Origin of the sequence: Rhizobium binae (assembly GCF_017357225.1) — a bacterium.
GTDB lineage: Bacteria > Pseudomonadota > Alphaproteobacteria > Rhizobiales > Rhizobiaceae > Rhizobium > Rhizobium binae.
Genome location: NZ_CP071604.1, coordinates 3,973,166 through 3,989,824, shown reverse-complemented (window position 1 = coordinate 3,989,824; position 16,659 = coordinate 3,973,166). Strand labels below are relative to the sequence as shown.

Below are 16,659 nucleotides of genomic sequence, written 5' to 3'. Positions count from 1 at the left end.
GTTCAACAAGGATTATTGACCATGACATCCAAGCTTGACCAACTCCGCGAGATTACCACCGTCGTTGCCGATACCGGCGACATCGAGGCTGTCGCTCGCCTGAAGCCGGTCGATTGCACGACGAACCCGAGCATCGTGCTGAAGGCGCTCGGCACGCCGATGTTTGCCGACGCCATCAAGGAAGCCGTCGCCTGGGGCAAGACCCAGGGCGGCAATCCTGAAGCCGTCTCCTCCGCCGTCGCCGATCGCCTCGCCATCTCGGTCGGCGCTGCACTGGTGAAGCTCGTCCCCGGCCGCGTCTCGACCGAGGTCGACGCCGACCTGTCTTTCGACACCGAGGCTTCACTCGCCAAGGCGCGCTCGATCATTGCCGCCTATAAGGATCGCGGCATCGAACGGGACCGCATTCTCATCAAGCTCGCTTCCACCTGGGAGGGCATCCGCGCCGCCGAAGTGCTGCAGAAGGAAGGCATCGACTGCAACCTGACGCTTCTCTTCAGCAAGGCCCAGGCGATCGCTTGCGCCGATGCCAAGGTGTTCCTGATCTCGCCCTTCGTCGGCCGCATTCTCGACTGGTACAAGAAGTCGACCGGCAAGGACTACACCGCCGAGGAAGATCCGGGCGTCGTTTCCGTTCGTGACATCTACAACTATTACAAGGCGAACGACATCAAGACCATCGTCATGGGCGCCTCCTTCCGCAATGCCGGCGAAATCGAAGCCCTTGCCGGCTGCGACCGGCTGACCATCAGCCCGGCCCTGCTCGACGAACTTTCCAAGGATGAAGGCAAGCTGGAGCGCAAGCTCTCGCCAGAGAGCCGCAAGCCCGACGCCAAGGTTTCGGTCGACGAGAAGACCTTCCGCTGGATGATGAACGAAGACGCGATGGCGACCGAAAAGCTCGCCGAAGGCATCCGTGCCTTCGCCAAGGATCTGACGACGCTGCGCACCATGGTGCAGAAGGAACTGCAGCTCGCCGCCGCCTGATCGCGCTGGCAAACAATCGGAGGCGCGGCTGCCCGCTGGCAGGCGCGCCTTTTTCGCGCTGCTATCAAGGGCATATGCCGTCGGAGGCCGATATGGCGGATGAGGAACGGGCAAATTCGCTTGCGACACTTGCCTATAAGCATGCGAGCTTCATCATCGCCATTGTCGCCGGGGTGGTAGTCTACTTGGCTGTGACCTCGCGGGAAATCAGCGCCGGCAACATCCTTTTCGGCTGGAATGTCAGCGCCGGCGTTTTCGTCGCACTCAGCTGGCGCAAGATGCTGCGGGCGACGGTCGAGGGCATCCGGAAACGCTCAGCGGATCTCGACTTTTCCGACACCGTCTTGCTGGCTCTTTCGATCGGTGCTGCGATTGCCAGCATTGCCGGCATCGGCATCGAGCTCCATTCGATCAAGGAGGCGGCACCCGACGTCGTCCTGACACGAGCGGGTGCTGCGGTGCTGACGATCCTGATCTCCTGGATGTTTCTGCATACGCTTTTCACGATCCACTACGCCCATTATTTCTACGGCGGCGCGGACACGGAGAGTGGCCTCAAATTTCCCGACGGAATCGAAGAGCCCGGCTATTGGGACTTCCTCTATTTCTCGTTCACCATCGGTGTTGCCGCGCAGACCGCAGATGTTGCGGTGAGCTCGACCGGCATGCGCAAGCTCACGTTGCTGCATGCCGTGTTATCGTTCCTGTTCAACACGACGATCGTGGCGCTGGCGATCAATGTCGGAGCGAGCCTGCTCTAGCCTCTCGCTGCTGTTCTGAACAGGACCTCAAATTCGACCAGATCGCTCGCGGCGACATCAGAAATCGCCGAGAATGCAAGCCCGCCATCCGACCATTGGGTCACGTTGTAGCCGTCATGCACCGTCGTGGTCTCTGCGGTCGATGCCGCAGGCCAAACGAACAGGTTGATGATATGACCGTGACGCCGATAAACGATGGCGGCAACGGTACGGCCGCCGATATAGTCGACACGCCCGCCGATCAGCGGAAAGCCGTCCTTAGAGAGGTCGCTGACCGGCGGCGAGAAATCGAGCTTGCCGTTGAACCATGGCTTTACTGTATGCTGATCCGAGGTCAGCACGTCGGTCAGATGGTCAGCCATCATCGACCTGATATGGCTGGAAAGGATCTGGTCTTGCAGAAGCGCGGTCTGTGATGGCGCGTTGACGAACAGGAAGGCGCTGGCCGCCAATACCGCCAGCGAAGGAATGAAGCTCCATTGCCGGATGAAATCCAGGGTGCTGCGCCATACGGGGCCCTGACGCGTCTGCGGGAGGCTGGATGCCACGACAGCCTGTTCAAACGACAGCATTGACAGAACATGCGAACGCAGCGCTTCGGGCGGGCGCCATCTGACGCCGTTCTGATGGATGATCTCTCTCACGGCTTGGACCTTTTCCATCTCCGCCCGGCAATCTGCACAGGTGGCAAGGTGATCTTCGAGCTGTGCCGCGTGGACGGAATCGAGCTCGCCGTCGACAAAGCCATGCAGCATGACGCGCCATTCCGAGCAGCCTTTCCGAGGGGCCTCACTCATCTGCCGCCTCGCTTTTGATATGCGTCCCAGGCCTCGCCAAACTCGTGGCGCGCCCTGGCAAGCCGCGACATGACCGTACCAATCGGCGCGTCGATGACCTCGGCGATCTGCCGGTAGGAGAGATCCTCAAGCTCGCGCAAGACAAGGATTTCTCGGATCGCCTCGGGAAGCTTGCTGATAACCGTGCGCACACCCTGCTGCTCGCTCCGCCGGATCGTTGCCGTCTCCGGTGAATCTTCCTCCGTGGCAATCTCGCACTCTTCTGATTCGTTGTCGCCGCCATCGCTCAGATGCTGCTCGAACCGAGCCTTGCGGCGATCCTGCTGGCGCCAGACGTGGCAGCAATTCCTCACGATGGCAAAGAGCCAGGCGCGCGGATCGCCCCCGCGATAGCTCTCGAAGTTGCGAAAGGCACGCAGGAACGCATCCTGGACGATATCCTGCGCGGCATCCGCGTCGCGACTGAGGAACCGGGCAAAATTATAGGCTGCGTCAAGATGCGGAATGATCACGCTCTGAAAGCGGTGCATGAGTTCATGCTGTGCCGTCGCGTCGGCCGCCGAGACGCCCCGCTTGTCGCTCGCCTTGTCCGAGACCATCAGGTGAAACAATCGGGCCGCGCTGTCGAGAAGCATGATCAGTGGCGATGGCTGAATACGGTCCTTCCGATGGTGCCACGCCAGTGGCAACCACTCGCTTGCGATGGAATAGGTGATCCGGGCGTCTGTCATCATCCTCCCCGCCTCAACAGTAGCCGAAATTGAGGGTAAACTCCGCAGGCATGGAGTGCGGTCCCTTGCCATCTAGACCGACCGGCACGCAGTTTTATTCCAACCGAAGCCAATTTATTTGCATGCGGCCGGATAGTCGGCCGCGGACGATAGAAATGACGATGTCTTTTCAATCGCTTGAATAAATGACGCTAGAGATCGGGAATAAGCGCGTCCGGCTGGCGATCTAGTTCGTCAGCGAGGGCATCCGAACAATTGCGGTCCTCGCCAGCTGAAATCTCATCGGTAAGAGGAGGCATTCCATGTTTACCATGTCACGTCGCGCCATCCTTGGATCGGCTGCCGCGGCCGCTGCATTCGGGCTGTCGTCGAAGCTCGAATTCGTCGGGCCGGCGCTCGCCGCAACAACGCTGGAGCCGACCGTCGGCTTCTACAAATATCAGCTCGGCGATGTCGAGGTCACTGCGGTCTACGACGGAATCTGGAAAAAACCGCATGACCCGACCTTCATCAAGAATGCCTCGATCGAGGATACTAAGGAGGCGCTTTCCAAGGCAGGGCTTACCACCGAATTCATGCCGATCCCGCTCACGGTGGTCGTCCTGAAACTCGGCAACCGGCTGATCATGATGGATGCCGGCTCGGGCGTCGGTCAATGGCAGGCAAATGCCACACATCTGCCGGCGAATATGGCAGCCGCCGGCATCGATTATAAGAGGATCGACACGATCATGCTCTCGCATTTTCACCCGGATCACGTCTGGGGATTGATGGAAAAGGGAACCAACGATCCCGTCTTTCCGAACGCCGAACTCATCGTTAATGCCATCGAATACAATTGGTGGATGGAACCTGGTCGGGTCGAGAAACTTGCGGAAAGCCGCAGGCCAGCCGGCAAGCGCATCGCCGAGGTCTTCCCGAAATGGAAGAACTGGAAACTGGTGGATGACGGGGCCGAGGTTTCGCCGGGGGTTCGGCTTCTTGCCGCTCCCGGACACACGCCGGGTCATTCGACCTATCTTGTCGCCTCCGGCAACAAGCAACTGCTTGTCTCGGCCGATATCATGTATGTGCCAGCGCTGCTCGCGCCGCACCCCGCCTGGCAGGGCAGTTATGATCAGGATGGGCCGGCGGCTATCGACACGCGCCGCCGTCTCATCGACCGCATCATTGCCGACAATATCGCCATTTGCGGCTCGCATTTCCCCTTTCCCGGCTCGGGCACCTTCGTCAAGGATGGAAGCGCCTACGGCTTTATGCCGACAGTTCAGGCCTGAAAGGCCGAATGGAGATCATCATGATGAAATATCTAATTCTCGGATTCATCTGGCTCTGCGCCACGTCCGCCGGTTTCTCCGCCGTCACGGCGCTTCCCGCTTTTGCTGTCGATAATATGGAATCGACGGACGCTCCCGATTTGACGTCGGTGCGCGCCAAGATCGATGCCAAGGATTATGCCGGCGCCCTGGCGGAGCTTCGCGGTCTTGCCGAAGACAACCAACAGGCAGATATCTATAATCTCATGGGGTATACGCTGCGCAAGACCGGCGACTACAGAACGTCGCTGACTTACTACACCAAAGCACTTGAGCTTCGACCCGATCACAAGGCGGCGCGTGAATATCTCGGCGAGCTCTATGTCGAAACAGACGAGATGGCGAAGGCGAAGGAGCAGGTAGCATCGCTGAAGCAACTTTGCCCAAGCGGCTGCGAAGAACTCGAAGACCTGCAAAAGGCCATCGCTGCCAAAGGTGGCAAGTGACGAGTACATGAACGCGAGCACGGGCGGCCAAGCCGCCTGTTCTCCGCAAATCGGAGGGTGTGATGCATAGCGCCTCAAGCCGGTTTCAACCGGCCGATTTCATTCTTCTCCTGGGCAGGCTGCTCCTGTCGCTGATCTTCCTGCATGAAGGTTCGGTGCTCGCATCAGATATCAGCGCGACCGTCGACACTTTCGCAAAACTAGGGCTTGCCGCGCCGGTTGCATTTGCTGTCATTGCACTTCAGCTCGGCGCCGGCCTTTCCGTGGCGGCGGGTTTCCTCAGCCGGCTTGGTGCACTTGCACTGGCATTTTTCTGCCTGGCGACCGCCTTACTGTTTCACACGAATTTTGCCAGCCAGAACGAGCTCCTGCATTTCGAGAAGGATCTGGCGATTGCCGGCGGGATGTTCGTCCTGGCAGCTTGCGGCGCGGGGTCGATATCCATCGACAATCTGCTGAAACAGCGGACAGCCGGCATGCCTGCTTGGCTAAGGGCGGCGATGTAGCGAACTCATTGCGAACGTGAGTGCTGTCTCGAAAATAGCCGCGCCAAGACTATCGCGATGTGGAGGTCTACAAGACCGCCTGACCGGCCATGAGCGCGAGAACCAGGAAGATCAGGAAGATCACCAGCGCGATGCCGAAGAGCACGCGGGCGATGGTCGCCGTGGCTGCGGAAACACCGGAAAAACCGAAGAAACCGGCGATGATCGAAATCACGAAGAATATCAGAGCCCATTTCAGCATAGCGTCATCCTTTGCTTTTGCCTCAGAAGACGCGGCAGCCGGGAAATTGTTCCATACCGTCGGCAGGCGATCGGCCGGATGATGCTGGTGGAGGTCTCGATATCGCCGGACAATAGCTTGCGCAGCGATCGGCAGTTACGGGCGCTTACAGCCAGACCGCCCGAGCCTCCCCAGATCCTTCCTTACGCCGTCAGCCGTGATTGATCATCACATGGCGCACCGCGGTGTAGTCCTCTAGAGCATAGGTCGACAGGTCCTTGCCATAGCCCGACTGTTTGAGGCCGCCATGCGGCATCTCGTTGACCAGCATGAAATGCGTGTTGATCCAGGTGCAGCCATATTGCAGCCGGGCGGCCGTCTTCATGCCGCGGCCGACATCCTTGGTCCACACCGAGGAGGCCAGGCCGTAATCGCTGTCGTTTGCCCAGGCGACCGCATCATCGGCATCGGAAAAGCGGGTGACCGAGACGACCGGGCCGAAGACCTCGCGGCGGACGATCTCATCGTCCTGCAGCGCGCCGGCGATGACTGTCGGCGTGAAGAAGAAACCCTTGTCGCCGGAGACCTTGCCGCCGGTGGTGATCTCCATATGCTTGTGTTCGGAAGCGCGGGCGACGAAGCTTTCGACACGGTCGCGCTGGCGCCTGGAGATCAGCGGGCCGATCTCGTTTAGGGTGTCGTCGGTCTGGTTGAAGCGGATGCTGGAGACGGCCGAGGAGAGATCGGCGACAAAATTGTCGTAGACCCTGGCATCGGCATAGACGCGGCAGGCGGCGGTGCAGTCCTGGCCGGCATTGTAATAGCCGAAGGTGCGGATGCCTGAGACGACGGCATCGATATCGGCATCGTCGAAGACGATGACCGGGGCTTTGCCGCCCAGTTCCAGATGGGTGCGCTTGACCGTTTTGGCGGCCGCCTGCAGCACCTTTTTGCCCGTGGCGATATCGCCTGTAATCGAGATCATGCCGATCTTGGCATGATTGATCAGCGCGTTGCCGACGCTTTCGCCTCGGCCGAGGATGACATTGACGACGCCTTCGGGCAGGATTTCGGAGAGCAGCTTGGCCATTTTCAGCGCCGTCAGCGGCGTCTGCTCGGAAGGCTTGAAGACGACGGTATTGCCGCCGGCGATCGCCGGCGCCAGCTTCCAGGCCATCATCATCAGCGGATAATTCCACGGCGCGATCGAGCCGACAATGCCGATCGGATCGCGGCGGATCATCGAGGTGTGGCCGGGCAGATATTCGCCGGCGGCCGGTGCGTGCAGGTTGCGCACGGCGCCCGCGAAGAAGCGATAACAATCGATGATCGCCGGGATTTCGTCGTTCAGCACCGATTTGATCGGCTTGCCGCAATTCAACGCCTCCAGCGCAGCGAAGGCTGCGGCATCCTTCTCGATGGCGTCGGCGATCTTCAGAAGATAACCGGAACGCTCACCCGGCGTTGTCTGCGACCAGCCGGCGAAGGCCTTTTCGGCGGCATTAACGGCGTCGTCGATCTGAGACAGCGAGGCTTCGGGAAGATCGATCACTGTCTCGCCGGTCTTCGGATTCAGAATGTGCTCTTCCGTCTCCGTGCCTTTTTCGAAGCGCGAACCGATCAGCATCTGGGTATCCATGATGTTCTCCCTGTTATTTGCCGGCGCCGGCGATCTGGTCGCCGTCGCGGGTGAGGTAATAGGCTGCCAGGATCGGCAGGAAGGTGACCAGCACGACGACCATGGCGACCACATTGGTGACCGGGCGCTGGCGCGGGCGAATGAGTTCTTCGAGCATCCAGATCGGCAAGGTCGATTGCTGGCCGCCGGTGAAGGTGGTGACGATGACCTCGTCAAAGGAAAGCGCGAAAGCCAGCATGCCGCCGGCCAGAAGGGCGGTGCCGATATTCGGCAGGACGACATGGCGGAACGTCTGGAAGCCGTCGGCGCCGAGATCCATCGAGGCCTCGATCAGCGAACCCGAGGTGCGGCGGAAGCGGGCGACCGCATTGTTATAGACGACGACCACGCAGAAGGTGGCGTGGCCGAGCACGATGGTCCAGACCGAAAAGGGGATGTCGAACAGGCTGAAGGCGGAGCGCAGCGCAATGCCGGTGATGATGCCGGGAAGCGCGATCGGCAGGATGACCAGCAGCGAGATCGCCTCTCTGCCGAAGAATTTCGTCTGGCTGACGGCTGCCGCGCAGAGCGTGCCGAGAATGAGCGCGATCGCGGTGGCGATGACGGCGACCTGCACGGAAAGGCCAAGCGCTGACCAGACGTCCGGCCGGTTCCAGGCGACGGCGAACCATTGCAGCGTCAGGCCGGGCGGCGGCCATTGATAGCTCTTTTCCTCCGTCGTGAAGGCATAAACGAAGATCAGCAGGATCGGCAGGTGCAGGAAGAGCAACCCGCCGGCGGCGGCGATCTTCAAGGCCAGCGGCGATGTCTTGAAGTCAGAGCGCATCGAAAGCCCCCAGCTTTTTGGCGAGCGACAGATAAAGCGCCATGATGACGATCGGCACGACGGAGAAGGCGGCAGCGAGCGGCACGTTGCCGGCCGTTCCCTGCTGGGCGTATACGGCCTGGCCGATGAACAGCCTGGACGAGCCGATGATCTGCGGGATGATGTAATCGCCCAATGTCAGCGAGAAGGTGAAGATCGAACCGGCGACGATGCCGGGCAGCGCCAGAGGCAGAAGCACGGTGCGGAAGGTCTGGCGCGGCGTGGCGCCGAGATCCGCCGAGGCCTCGATCAGATTGCCGGGAACGCGCTCGAGGGCCGCCTGGGTCGGCAGGATCATATAAGGCAGCCAGATATAGACGAAGACGATGAAGGTGCCGAGGTAGCTTACGGAGAGCGAATTGCCGCCGACCACGGGCAGATTGAGGATGCCGTCGAGCAGCCAGGCGAGATGGAGCTTCTCGAAGATCCAGGTGAGGATGCCTTCCTTGGCGAGGATCAGCTTCCAGGCGTAGACCTTGACGAGATAGCTTGACCACAGCGGCAGCATGACGCCGAGGTAAAAGAGTGCCTTCCATTTGCCCTGCGCATAGCGGGCCGCGTAATAGGCGATCGGAAAGGCGATCAGTGCGGCAACAATGGTGACGAGAGCGGCCATCACGACAGTGCGGATGATGATGTCGAAATTCGTCGGGCTCAGAAGCTGGGCGTAGGTCGCAAGGGTGAATTCGTAATTCACCAGGCCGGAAAAATCGTCGATCGAAAAGAAGCTCTGCAAGAGCAGGGCGATCAGCGAGCCGATATAGATGATGCCGAGCCAGAGCAGCGGCGGCGTCAGCATCAGGAAGAGTAGGAGCTTCGGGTGCCGCCAGAAGACGTCCGACATCCGGCCGAAGAGCCCGCTGCGTCCCGGCAGGATCGATGTCTTGGCGCTGGAGAGGGTGAGCGCCGTCATGCCGCATCGTCCATATAGTGGATATCGGCCGGCTGCCAGGCGAGGCGGATACCGGCGCCGACATCAGGTACGGGCGCGCCGGCCGGCAGCATCACATGCAGCCGGCTGCCGCGGAGATCGACGCCGAGACGGGTGGCGGCGCCGAGGAAGCTTGCATGTTCGACCGTGGCCTCGATGCCGTCGCCTGCCAGGCGGATCGCTTCTGGCCGCAGGCTCGCCCAGCGTTTCTGGCCGCCGAGCGCGGCCATCAGATCCGGCGCAATCACATTCGAGGAGCCGACGAAATCGGCGACGAAGCGGGTCCTCGGGCGGCGGTAGATATCTTGCGGCGTGCCTTCCTGGACGATGTTGCCATTGTTGAAGACGGCGACACGATCGGCCATGGACAATGCTTCGCCCTGGTCATGCGTGACGAAGACGAAGGTGATGCCGAGCGCGCGCTGCAGGCTCTTCAATTCCTCCTGCATCTGCTCGCGCAGCTTCAGGTCAAGCGCGCCGAGCGGCTCGTCGAGCAGCAGCACTTTCGGCTTATTGACGAGCGCGCGGGCAAGCGCCACACGCTGCCGCTGGCCGCCGGACAATTGACCGGGGCGGCGGGCGCCGTAGCCCGGCAGTTTGACGAGCTCCAGGGCATCGGCCGCGGCCTTCATCCGCTCCGCCTTGGCAACGCCCCTGACCATCAGCCCGTAAGCGACATTGTCGAGAATGTTGAGATGCGGGAAGAGCGCATAGTCCTGGAACACGGTGTTGACGTTGCGGCGATAGGGCGGAACGCCGTCGGCCGTCTCGCCGAAGATCTGGATGTGGCCGGCGGTCGGCTGCTCGAAGCCGGCGATCAGTCTCAGGCAGGTCGTCTTGCCGGAGCCGGAGGGGCCGAGCATGGCGAAGAATTCGCCCGGCGCGATCTCGAGATCGACGCCGTCTACGGCGCGAACCTGGCCGAAATGGCGCGATACCTGCTGGAAACGGACGGCGGACGTCATTGGAGCTCCGGATATTGTCATCTGGCTTCTCCCTGATTGGAGAGCTGAACACCGTGGAAGCGCTGGGCTCCCTCTTCTCCCCGGCGGGGAGAAGGTGACACCCGAAGGGTCGGATGAGAGGGGACGGTGAGACATGCACGATCTCGCTTGGCTCGGTCGTTGGCTCCCTCGTCGCTCACCCCTCATCTGTCCCTCGGACATCTTCTCCCCGCCGGGGAGAAGGGGAATTAGCTCACCGCCCGCCGATCACGCCGATATAATCGGACACCCAGCGATGGTACGGCACGCATTCGCTCTGCGTCGCGCATTTGGCGACCGGGGTCTTCCAGAACTTGATCTTGTCGAAGTGATCGAAGCCGTTGGTGGCGCAGCCGGTATCGCCCATCAGTTCATTGCCCTTGCAGGCGGCGGGAACGGAGGGGACGGCGCCGAACCAGGCGGCGGCGTCGCCCTGGACCTTGGCCTGCAGCGAATGTTCCATCCACATATAGGCGCAGTTCGGGTGTTCGCTGTCGGCGTGCAGCATGGTGGTGTCGGCCCAGCCGGTGACGCCTTCCTCCGGGAAGGTGGAGGCGATCTTCTGTTTGTCGGCCTGCAGCAGGTTCACCTGGAAGGGCCAGGAGCCGGAGGCGACGACGCCTTCGTTCTTGAAGTCGTCGATCTGGATCATCGCGTCGTGCCAATAGCGGGAGACCAGTTTGCGCTGGCCGCGCAGCAGGTCGAGGGCGGCCTTGTACTGATCCTCGGTCAGGTCGTAAGGGTCCTTGATGCCGAGATCCGGCTTGTGGGCCATCAGATAGATAGCCGCGTCGGCAATGTAGATCGCGCCGTCATAGGCCTGGACGCGGCCCTTGTTCGATTTGCCGTCGGGCAGCGTCTGCTCCTCGAAGACGACGTTCCAACTGGTCGGCGCCTTATCCTTGAAGGCATCGGTATTATACATCAGCACATTCGGCCCCCAGAGATAGGGCACGCCGTAATGCACGCCGCCGACCGTATACCAGGCGCCGTTCTGCAGGCGCTCGTCGACATTCTTGAAGCTCGGAATCAGGTCGGTATTGATCGGCTGCACACGCTTGCCGGCGATGAGGCGGAGCGACGCGTCGCCCGATGCGGTGACGAGATCGAAGCCGCCCTCGTTCATCAGCGACACCATTTCATCCGAGGTCGCGGCGGTCTTGACGGAGACCGTGCAGCCGGTCTCCTTTTCGAAGCCGGTGACCCAGTCATAATTCTTGTCGGTTTCGCCGCGTTCGATATAGCCGGCCCAGGCGACGATGCTGACCGCACCTTCGCCCTTGCCGAGCGCCTTCAGCGGTTCGGCGGCGATCACCTGCGTCGCGAAGCTCAGGCAGGCGAGTCCCGCCGTGCAGGATTTCAAGAGATTCGTCATCATCCGTCTCCCGGTTTGGTGCCACTTTTCGTGGCCGTTCGTTCCCGGTTATGAAGGTGAGCCGAAAAAGCCGCTTTCGCAAATTCATTTATCAGAAAGGCGATATCGGAAATTCCGATATCAACGCATGCGGCCGGAGCGCATGCTTTCGGCGATCCCGACGAAATCGCGCGCCGCCTGCGGCAGGCTGGAACCCTTGCGCCAGACCATGCCGACCTGCACGACCGGCAGCGAGCCGGAGACGTCGCGGCTCTCGATGCGGTCGCCTTCCAGCGACCACGGGCGGTAGACGAGATCGGGAAGCAGCGCGACGCCGGCGCCCGTTGCAACCAGGCTGCGCACCGCCTCCACCGAGCGGGTGCGGAAGGCGACATGCGGGCGGGCGCCGAGTGCCGACAGCAGCTTGCCGGTATTTTCCTCGATTTCGTCGACCGTCAGCATGATCAGCGGTTCGCGGGCGATATCGGCGACCGAGATGATATCGGCCGAGACCAGCGGATGGCCCATCGGCAGCCATAGGCGATAGGGCGAGGTTTCGAGGATTTCCGCCTGCAGCGCCATGCGGTCGCGCAGGTTTGAGATCACCATGACGGCGACATCGAGTTCGCCGCCCACCAGGAGATGCTCGAGATAGCCGCCATTGTCCTCGATCGCACTGACCTCGACTCCTGGACAGGCGCGCCGGTATCGCGCCAGCAAGTCGGAGAGCACGTAGCCGGCGACCAGCGAGGTGACGCCGATGTTCAACGTGCCGGAAAGGGCGCTCTGCCGACCGGAGAAGCTGGTGCGCGCATCGGAGACGGAGGCGAGGATCTTGGTCGCGTGACGGAGGAACTGGTGTCCGTTGTGGGTGATCGTCAGGCCGCGCGGATGGCGCTCGAAGAGCTCGACGCCGAGGTCGGTTTCGAGCTCCTTCAGCGCCTCCGTCACCGAGGATTGCGAGATCGAAAGGTTCTGCGCGGCGCGTGTTACCGAACCTTGTTCGGCGACGGCGACAAAATATTGGATCTGGCGAAGCGTGAAGGCCATGGGCGTTTAGAGCATGGCGGAATGTGTCGTGGCAAGCGGTTGAAAAAGGCGGACCTTTTTTGGTCTTTTTTCAAAATGGAGCAGGCCTGGCATACTCACTTAAACTTTCGGAAACGTCATTTCTCTAGCATCTCAGCACCTGTCCTGCGTTGGAGTTTGAGATGGCGGAGCAGTTGGCGTGAAGGCCTTACTGCGCATATTCCGGCCTTCCCGGAAATTGGCAATCATCATCGGTGGCGTCGCGCTTCTGGCGGGCGTTTCCGGTGGTGCGGCGCTTTATGTCGGCAAGGACAGGCTGATCGGTGTCTCGGGCAGCGGCTACGGACTCGAATGCTCCGACGTCAATCTGGTGACGATCAAGAAGCAGGATCACGTCTGGGTGCGGAAATACATCAAGACTGAACCGACCGACGGAATGACGCGGGTCAGGACCGCGCTGCGTGTCGCCCAGGCCGTCTATGCCGCGCAAAAACCGGATCTGGTGCAGGTTGTGGTGCTCGACGAGAACGGGCCGACGCTGCGCGCCGACATTCGCGGCCGGGCGATCGGCGCCGATGTCGTCTTCATCCCGCATCCCGACAAGACGGTTCCCGGTCTCGACGACAAGCCCTATACGGCGCGCTACTATGACGGCAAGGCCAGCGAAAACGGGCTGTTCTTCGGCGAGCGGATCGACTTGCCGGCGGATGAGATCGCCATGATCAGCGCCGGCTTCAAGGATCCCGAGGATTGCGTCGACCCGGTCGCCGTCGGCTCGACCAAAAGCGAAGAAAAGGGCAGGAAGGCCGCAGGCGGCGCGCATGGCGCAGCATCGGCGCCCGAAAGCGAAGCGGCGCCGGCCCCCGAGGGCGCCAGCGCCGATGTCGTGGCGGAGGCACCCGCCCAAGAGCCGCCGGAAACCGCGCCCGCGAAGACACACTGACCAGAGAGCATAAAAAACGGAGCGCCGGAGGCGCCCCGCTTCGTCATCCCAATGTCTCTTCCCGTCAGTCGGCCTTGTTGCGGCGGGCCGGGAAAAGGATCACGTCGCGGATCGACGGCGCGTTGGTCAGAAGCATGATCAGACGGTCGACGCCGATGCCGAGACCGCCGGCGGGCGGCATGCCCTGGTCGATCGCATCGAGGAATTCCTCGTCCAACTGCTTTTCCTTTTCGCCGCGGGCATGGGCCTGTTCCAGCTGCTCGACCATGCGGCGGCGCTGCTCTTCGGGATCGTTGAGTTCCGAGAAGGCGTTGCCGAGTTCCCAGGCGTTGCAATAGGTTTCGAAGCGCTCGACCAGGCGCGGCTCGCCCGGCACTTCCTTAGCGAAGGGCGAGATGTCCTTCGGGAAATGCGTGACGTGGGACGGCTGGATCAGCGTGGCTTCGACCTTCTCCTCGAAGATGAAGGCAAGGCATTCGCCCCAGGTCCAATCCTTCTCGACCGCGAAGCCGGCAGCCTGGGCGGCGGCGCGGGCTTCCTCATCGGTCTTGATCGCCAGGAAATCGATGCCGGTCGCTTCCTTCACGGCATCGGGCATCGGCACGCGCTTGAACGGTCCCTTGAAGGACAACCGCTTGTCGCCGAAGTCGAATTCGGTCGTGCCGTGAATGGAGAGCGCCAGGGTCTCGAACAGCCGCTCGACGAGATCCATCATGTCCTCGTAGTCGGCATAGGCCCAATAGCACTCCATCATCGTGAATTCAGGATTGTGCCGGGTGGATACGCCTTCATTACGGAAGTTGCGGTTGATTTCGAAGACCTTGTCGGTGAGGCCCGAGACCAGCGTGCGCTTCAGGAACAGTTCCGGCGCGATGCGCAGATACATGTCGAGCTTCAGCGTGTTGTGATGCGTCTTGAACGGCTCGGCGGTGGCGCCGCCATAGATCGATTGCAGCATCGGCGTCTCGACTTCCATGAAGCCGTCATTTTCCATGAAACGGCGGATGCCGGAGACGATCTTGGAGCGTTGCTGGAAACGCAGCTTCGAATCCTCGTTGGTCATGATATCGAGATGGCGCTTGCGATAACGCAGCTCGATGTCGGAGAGGCCGTGCCACTTCTCCGGCATCGGCAGCAGCGACTTGGTCAGCATCTCGATCTTCTGGGCGTTGATCGTCAGCTCACCGCGCTTGGTGCGGCGCACGATGCCGGTGACGCCGATGATATCGCCGATATCGATCATCGGCAGCAGGGCGCGGGCTTCCTCGCCGGTGACGTCCTTATGCGAGAAGATCTGGATCTTGCCCGAGGCGTCATGGATATCCATGAACATGCCGGAGTTGCGCGAGGAATAGACGCGGCCGGCGACGGTGACGACATCCTGCGTCTCGACATCCGGTTCCAGGGATTCGTATTTGGCGCCGAGCTCGGCATTGGTCATCGTCCGGTGGAAATGCGCCGGATAGACGTCGCCGATCTGCTCGCGCAGCAGCTTCAGCTTCTGGGCGCGCACCTCAGTCGCGTCGGAGGAAAGAGTGTTTTCGGTCTTGTTGTCAGCCACTGTCGAAATCCTCTGACTGTTCTTACTTCGAGCCGACCAGGGCGGCGACCGCCTGCGCGGCGAGCTTCAGGCGCTGGCGCACGACCGAGCGGCCGAGGATCGCCATGGAATCGAAGAGCGGCAGCGAGCGCGATGAGCCGGAGACGGCGACGAAGAGCGGCGAGACCACGACCTTCAGCTTCTTGCCCATGCGGTCGGAGATCGCGCGCAGTTCCGCCTCGATCGTCTCGACGTTCCATTCCAGGATCTTTTCGAGATCCGGCTGAACGGTGTTGAGGATCTCCAGAACTTCTTCCGGCGGCGACTTGATCTTGGCGAAGTCGGACGGCTGCAGGCCGAGATCGGACTTCAGCAGGAAGCCGGCGAGATCGGGCAGCTCGCCGAGCTTGGAAATGCGGGTCTGCGATAGGCGCAGACCCGCCTTCAGTCGGTCGTTTTCCATCGCCCAGGTCAGCACGCGCGCCTGGAATTCCTCTTCGGAGAGCTTCTCGCGGATCCAGCGGCCGTTCAGCCAGTCGAGCTTCTGGATATCGAAGATTGCGCCGGCCTTGGAGAGGTTCTCGGGGTCGAACTTCTCGGAGAGTTCGTCTATCGTCAACAGCTCTTCGCCTTCGGCGATCTGAATGAAGAACAGGCCGAGGAAGTTCATCAGCGCTTCGGGGATATAGCCGAGCGCGGAATAATAGGAGATCGAGGTCGGGTTCTTGCGCTTCGACAGCTTCGACTTGTCGGCATTACGCATCAGCGACAGATGCATGAAGACCGGCTGGTCCCAGCCGAAATAGCGATAAAGCAGGATGTGCTTCGGCACCGACGCCAGCCATTCCTCGCCGCGCGCCACATGGGTAATCTTCATCAGATGGTCGTCGATGACATTCGCCATGTGATAGGTCGGCATGCCGTCGGCCTTGATCAGCACCTGCATGTCGACGGAATCCCACGGGATCGACACATCGCCGTAGACGCCGTCCGTGAAGTCGCACGAGCCTTCGGCCGGGATCTTCATGCGGATGACGGTCGTTTCGCCGGCGGCCATGCGCGAAGTGACCTCCTCAGCGGTAAGGCCCAGGCAACGGCCATCATATTTCGGCGGCTTGCCGGCGGCGCGCTGCGCCTCGCGCATCTGCTCCAGTCGCTCGGGCGTGCAGAAACAGCGGAAGGCATGGCCCTTGTCCAGCAGTTCCTGTGCATAGGGCTGGTACATCGGCTTGCGGTCGGACTGGCGGTAGGGGCCGTAGGGGCCGCCGATATCGGGGCCTTCCTTCCATTCCAGCCCGCACCATTTCAGCGCGTCCAGCACCTTCGTCTCGAATTCAGGGGTCGAGCGCGCCGCATCGGTATCTTCGATGCGCAGGATGAATTCGCCGCCATGCTTCTTGGCGAAGAGATAGTTGAAGAGAGCGATATAAGCGGTGCCGACATGCGGCTCGCCCGTCGGCGAGGGAGCGATGCGGACGCGAACGCCGGTAGCTGTGCCGGAAACTGTCATTGTGTGTGCCCGTCAATGAATGCCGGACGGTTTTCGCGGGAAAGCGACGTTCGGCCGGAAGGATGCAGATATCTTCGGCAAATCGGCCGGAAAAAGGGCAT

The 16,659-nt window shown here is 61.3% G+C and carries 17 protein-coding genes; 6 read left to right on the top strand and 11 right to left on the bottom strand.

Features of this window, described 5'->3' with window-relative positions; genetic code table 11:
* Nucleotides 1-21: 21 nt before the first annotated feature.
* Nucleotides 22-987, top strand: coding sequence for a transaldolase (gene tal, locus J2J99_RS19470; protein WP_168301253.1), 966 nt, complete (start codon nt 22-24; stop codon nt 985-987).
* Between the two features lie 92 nt (nt 988-1,079).
* Nucleotides 1,080-1,748 carry a DUF1345 domain-containing protein gene (locus tag J2J99_RS19465; RefSeq protein WP_168301252.1) on the top strand — a complete coding sequence of 223 codons (669 nt, stop codon included), beginning with the start codon at nt 1,080-1,082 and terminating at the stop codon, nt 1,746-1,748.
* Here the strand turns inward: J2J99_RS19465 and J2J99_RS19460 are convergent.
* Nucleotides 1,745-2,545 carry an anti-sigma factor family protein gene (locus J2J99_RS19460; RefSeq protein WP_168301251.1) on the bottom strand — a complete coding sequence of 267 codons (801 nt, stop codon included), beginning with the start codon at nt 2,543-2,545 and terminating at the stop codon, nt 1,745-1,747. The genes J2J99_RS19465 and J2J99_RS19460 overlap by 4 nt on opposite strands.
* Entirely contained in the window at nt 2,542-3,279 is a 738-nt protein-coding gene (locus J2J99_RS19455) for a sigma-70 family RNA polymerase sigma factor (protein WP_168301250.1), read from the bottom strand. The genes J2J99_RS19460 and J2J99_RS19455 overlap by 4 nt, the downstream gene beginning before the upstream one ends.
* A gap of 299 nt (nt 3,280-3,578) precedes the next feature.
* Here J2J99_RS19455 and J2J99_RS19450 point away from each other — a divergent pair, with 299 nt between their 5' ends.
* The 3 genes from J2J99_RS19450 (at nt 3,579) to J2J99_RS19440 (ending at nt 5,544) form a co-directional block, all read left to right on the top strand.
* Complete coding sequence (locus J2J99_RS19450) at nt 3,579-4,553, top strand: MBL fold metallo-hydrolase (RefSeq protein ID WP_168301249.1); 975 nt, start codon at nt 3,579-3,581, stop codon at nt 4,551-4,553.
* Nucleotides 4,554-4,573: 20 nt separating this feature from the next.
* Nucleotides 4,574-5,038, top strand: coding sequence for a tetratricopeptide repeat protein (locus J2J99_RS19445; protein ID WP_205919159.1), 465 nt, complete (start codon nt 4,574-4,576; stop codon nt 5,036-5,038).
* A gap of 62 nt (nt 5,039-5,100) precedes the next feature.
* A complete protein-coding gene (locus J2J99_RS19440) occupies nt 5,101-5,544 on the top strand; it encodes a DoxX family protein (RefSeq protein ID WP_168301248.1) in 444 nt (147 codons plus the stop codon).
* 67 nt (nt 5,545-5,611) lie between these two features.
* Here J2J99_RS19440 and J2J99_RS19435 read toward each other — a convergent pair whose 3' ends face one another.
* The 7 genes from J2J99_RS19435 to J2J99_RS19405 all read right to left on the bottom strand — a co-directional run bounded on the left by J2J99_RS19435 (nt 5,612) and on the right by J2J99_RS19405 (nt 12,586).
* Nucleotides 5,612-5,785 (bottom strand): DUF1328 domain-containing protein, encoded by a 174-nt coding sequence (locus tag J2J99_RS19435; RefSeq protein ID WP_004678026.1) that lies wholly within the window; start codon nt 5,783-5,785, stop codon nt 5,612-5,614.
* Between the two features lie 190 nt (nt 5,786-5,975).
* The gene (locus J2J99_RS19430; protein ID WP_168301247.1) at nt 5,976-7,403 is read right to left on the bottom strand and encodes a gamma-aminobutyraldehyde dehydrogenase; all 1,428 of its coding nucleotides are present in this window, start codon (nt 7,401-7,403) and stop codon (nt 5,976-5,978) included.
* Between the two features lie 13 nt (nt 7,404-7,416).
* A complete protein-coding gene (locus J2J99_RS19425) occupies nt 7,417-8,229 on the bottom strand; it encodes an ABC transporter permease (protein ID WP_168301246.1) in 813 nt (270 codons plus the stop codon).
* On the bottom strand, nt 8,219-9,181 hold the full coding sequence (locus tag J2J99_RS19420) for an ABC transporter permease (RefSeq protein WP_168301245.1): 963 nt from the start codon (nt 9,179-9,181) through the stop codon (nt 8,219-8,221). The genes J2J99_RS19425 and J2J99_RS19420 overlap by 11 nt, the downstream gene beginning before the upstream one ends.
* Nucleotides 9,178-10,164 (bottom strand): ABC transporter ATP-binding protein, encoded by a 987-nt coding sequence (locus tag J2J99_RS19415; RefSeq protein ID WP_168301244.1) that lies wholly within the window; start codon nt 10,162-10,164, stop codon nt 9,178-9,180. The genes J2J99_RS19420 and J2J99_RS19415 overlap by 4 nt, the downstream gene beginning before the upstream one ends.
* 232 nt (nt 10,165-10,396) lie before the next feature.
* Nucleotides 10,397-11,557: an ABC transporter substrate-binding protein gene (locus J2J99_RS19410; RefSeq protein ID WP_168301284.1), complete on the bottom strand. Its 1,161-nt coding sequence runs from the start codon at nt 11,555-11,557 to the stop codon at nt 10,397-10,399.
* 120 nt (nt 11,558-11,677) lie between these two features.
* A complete protein-coding gene (locus J2J99_RS19405; RefSeq protein WP_038691418.1) occupies nt 11,678-12,586 on the bottom strand; it encodes a LysR family transcriptional regulator in 909 nt (302 codons plus the stop codon).
* 178 nt (nt 12,587-12,764) lie between these two features.
* Between J2J99_RS19405 and J2J99_RS19400 the strand changes: the two genes are divergently transcribed.
* Nucleotides 12,765-13,508 (top strand): hypothetical protein, encoded by a 744-nt coding sequence (locus J2J99_RS19400; protein ID WP_168301243.1) that lies wholly within the window; start codon nt 12,765-12,767, stop codon nt 13,506-13,508.
* Between the two features lie 64 nt (nt 13,509-13,572).
* Here the strand turns inward: J2J99_RS19400 and lysS are convergent, their stop codons facing one another.
* Nucleotides 13,573-15,069 (bottom strand): lysine--tRNA ligase, encoded by a 1,497-nt coding sequence (lysS, locus tag J2J99_RS19395; protein WP_168301242.1) that lies wholly within the window; start codon nt 15,067-15,069, stop codon nt 13,573-13,575.
* Between the two features lie 22 nt (nt 15,070-15,091).
* Nucleotides 15,092-16,558 (bottom strand): glutamate--tRNA ligase, encoded by a 1,467-nt coding sequence (gene gltX / locus J2J99_RS19390; RefSeq protein ID WP_168301241.1) that lies wholly within the window; start codon nt 16,556-16,558, stop codon nt 15,092-15,094.
* Nucleotides 16,559-16,659: the final 101 nt, after the last annotated feature.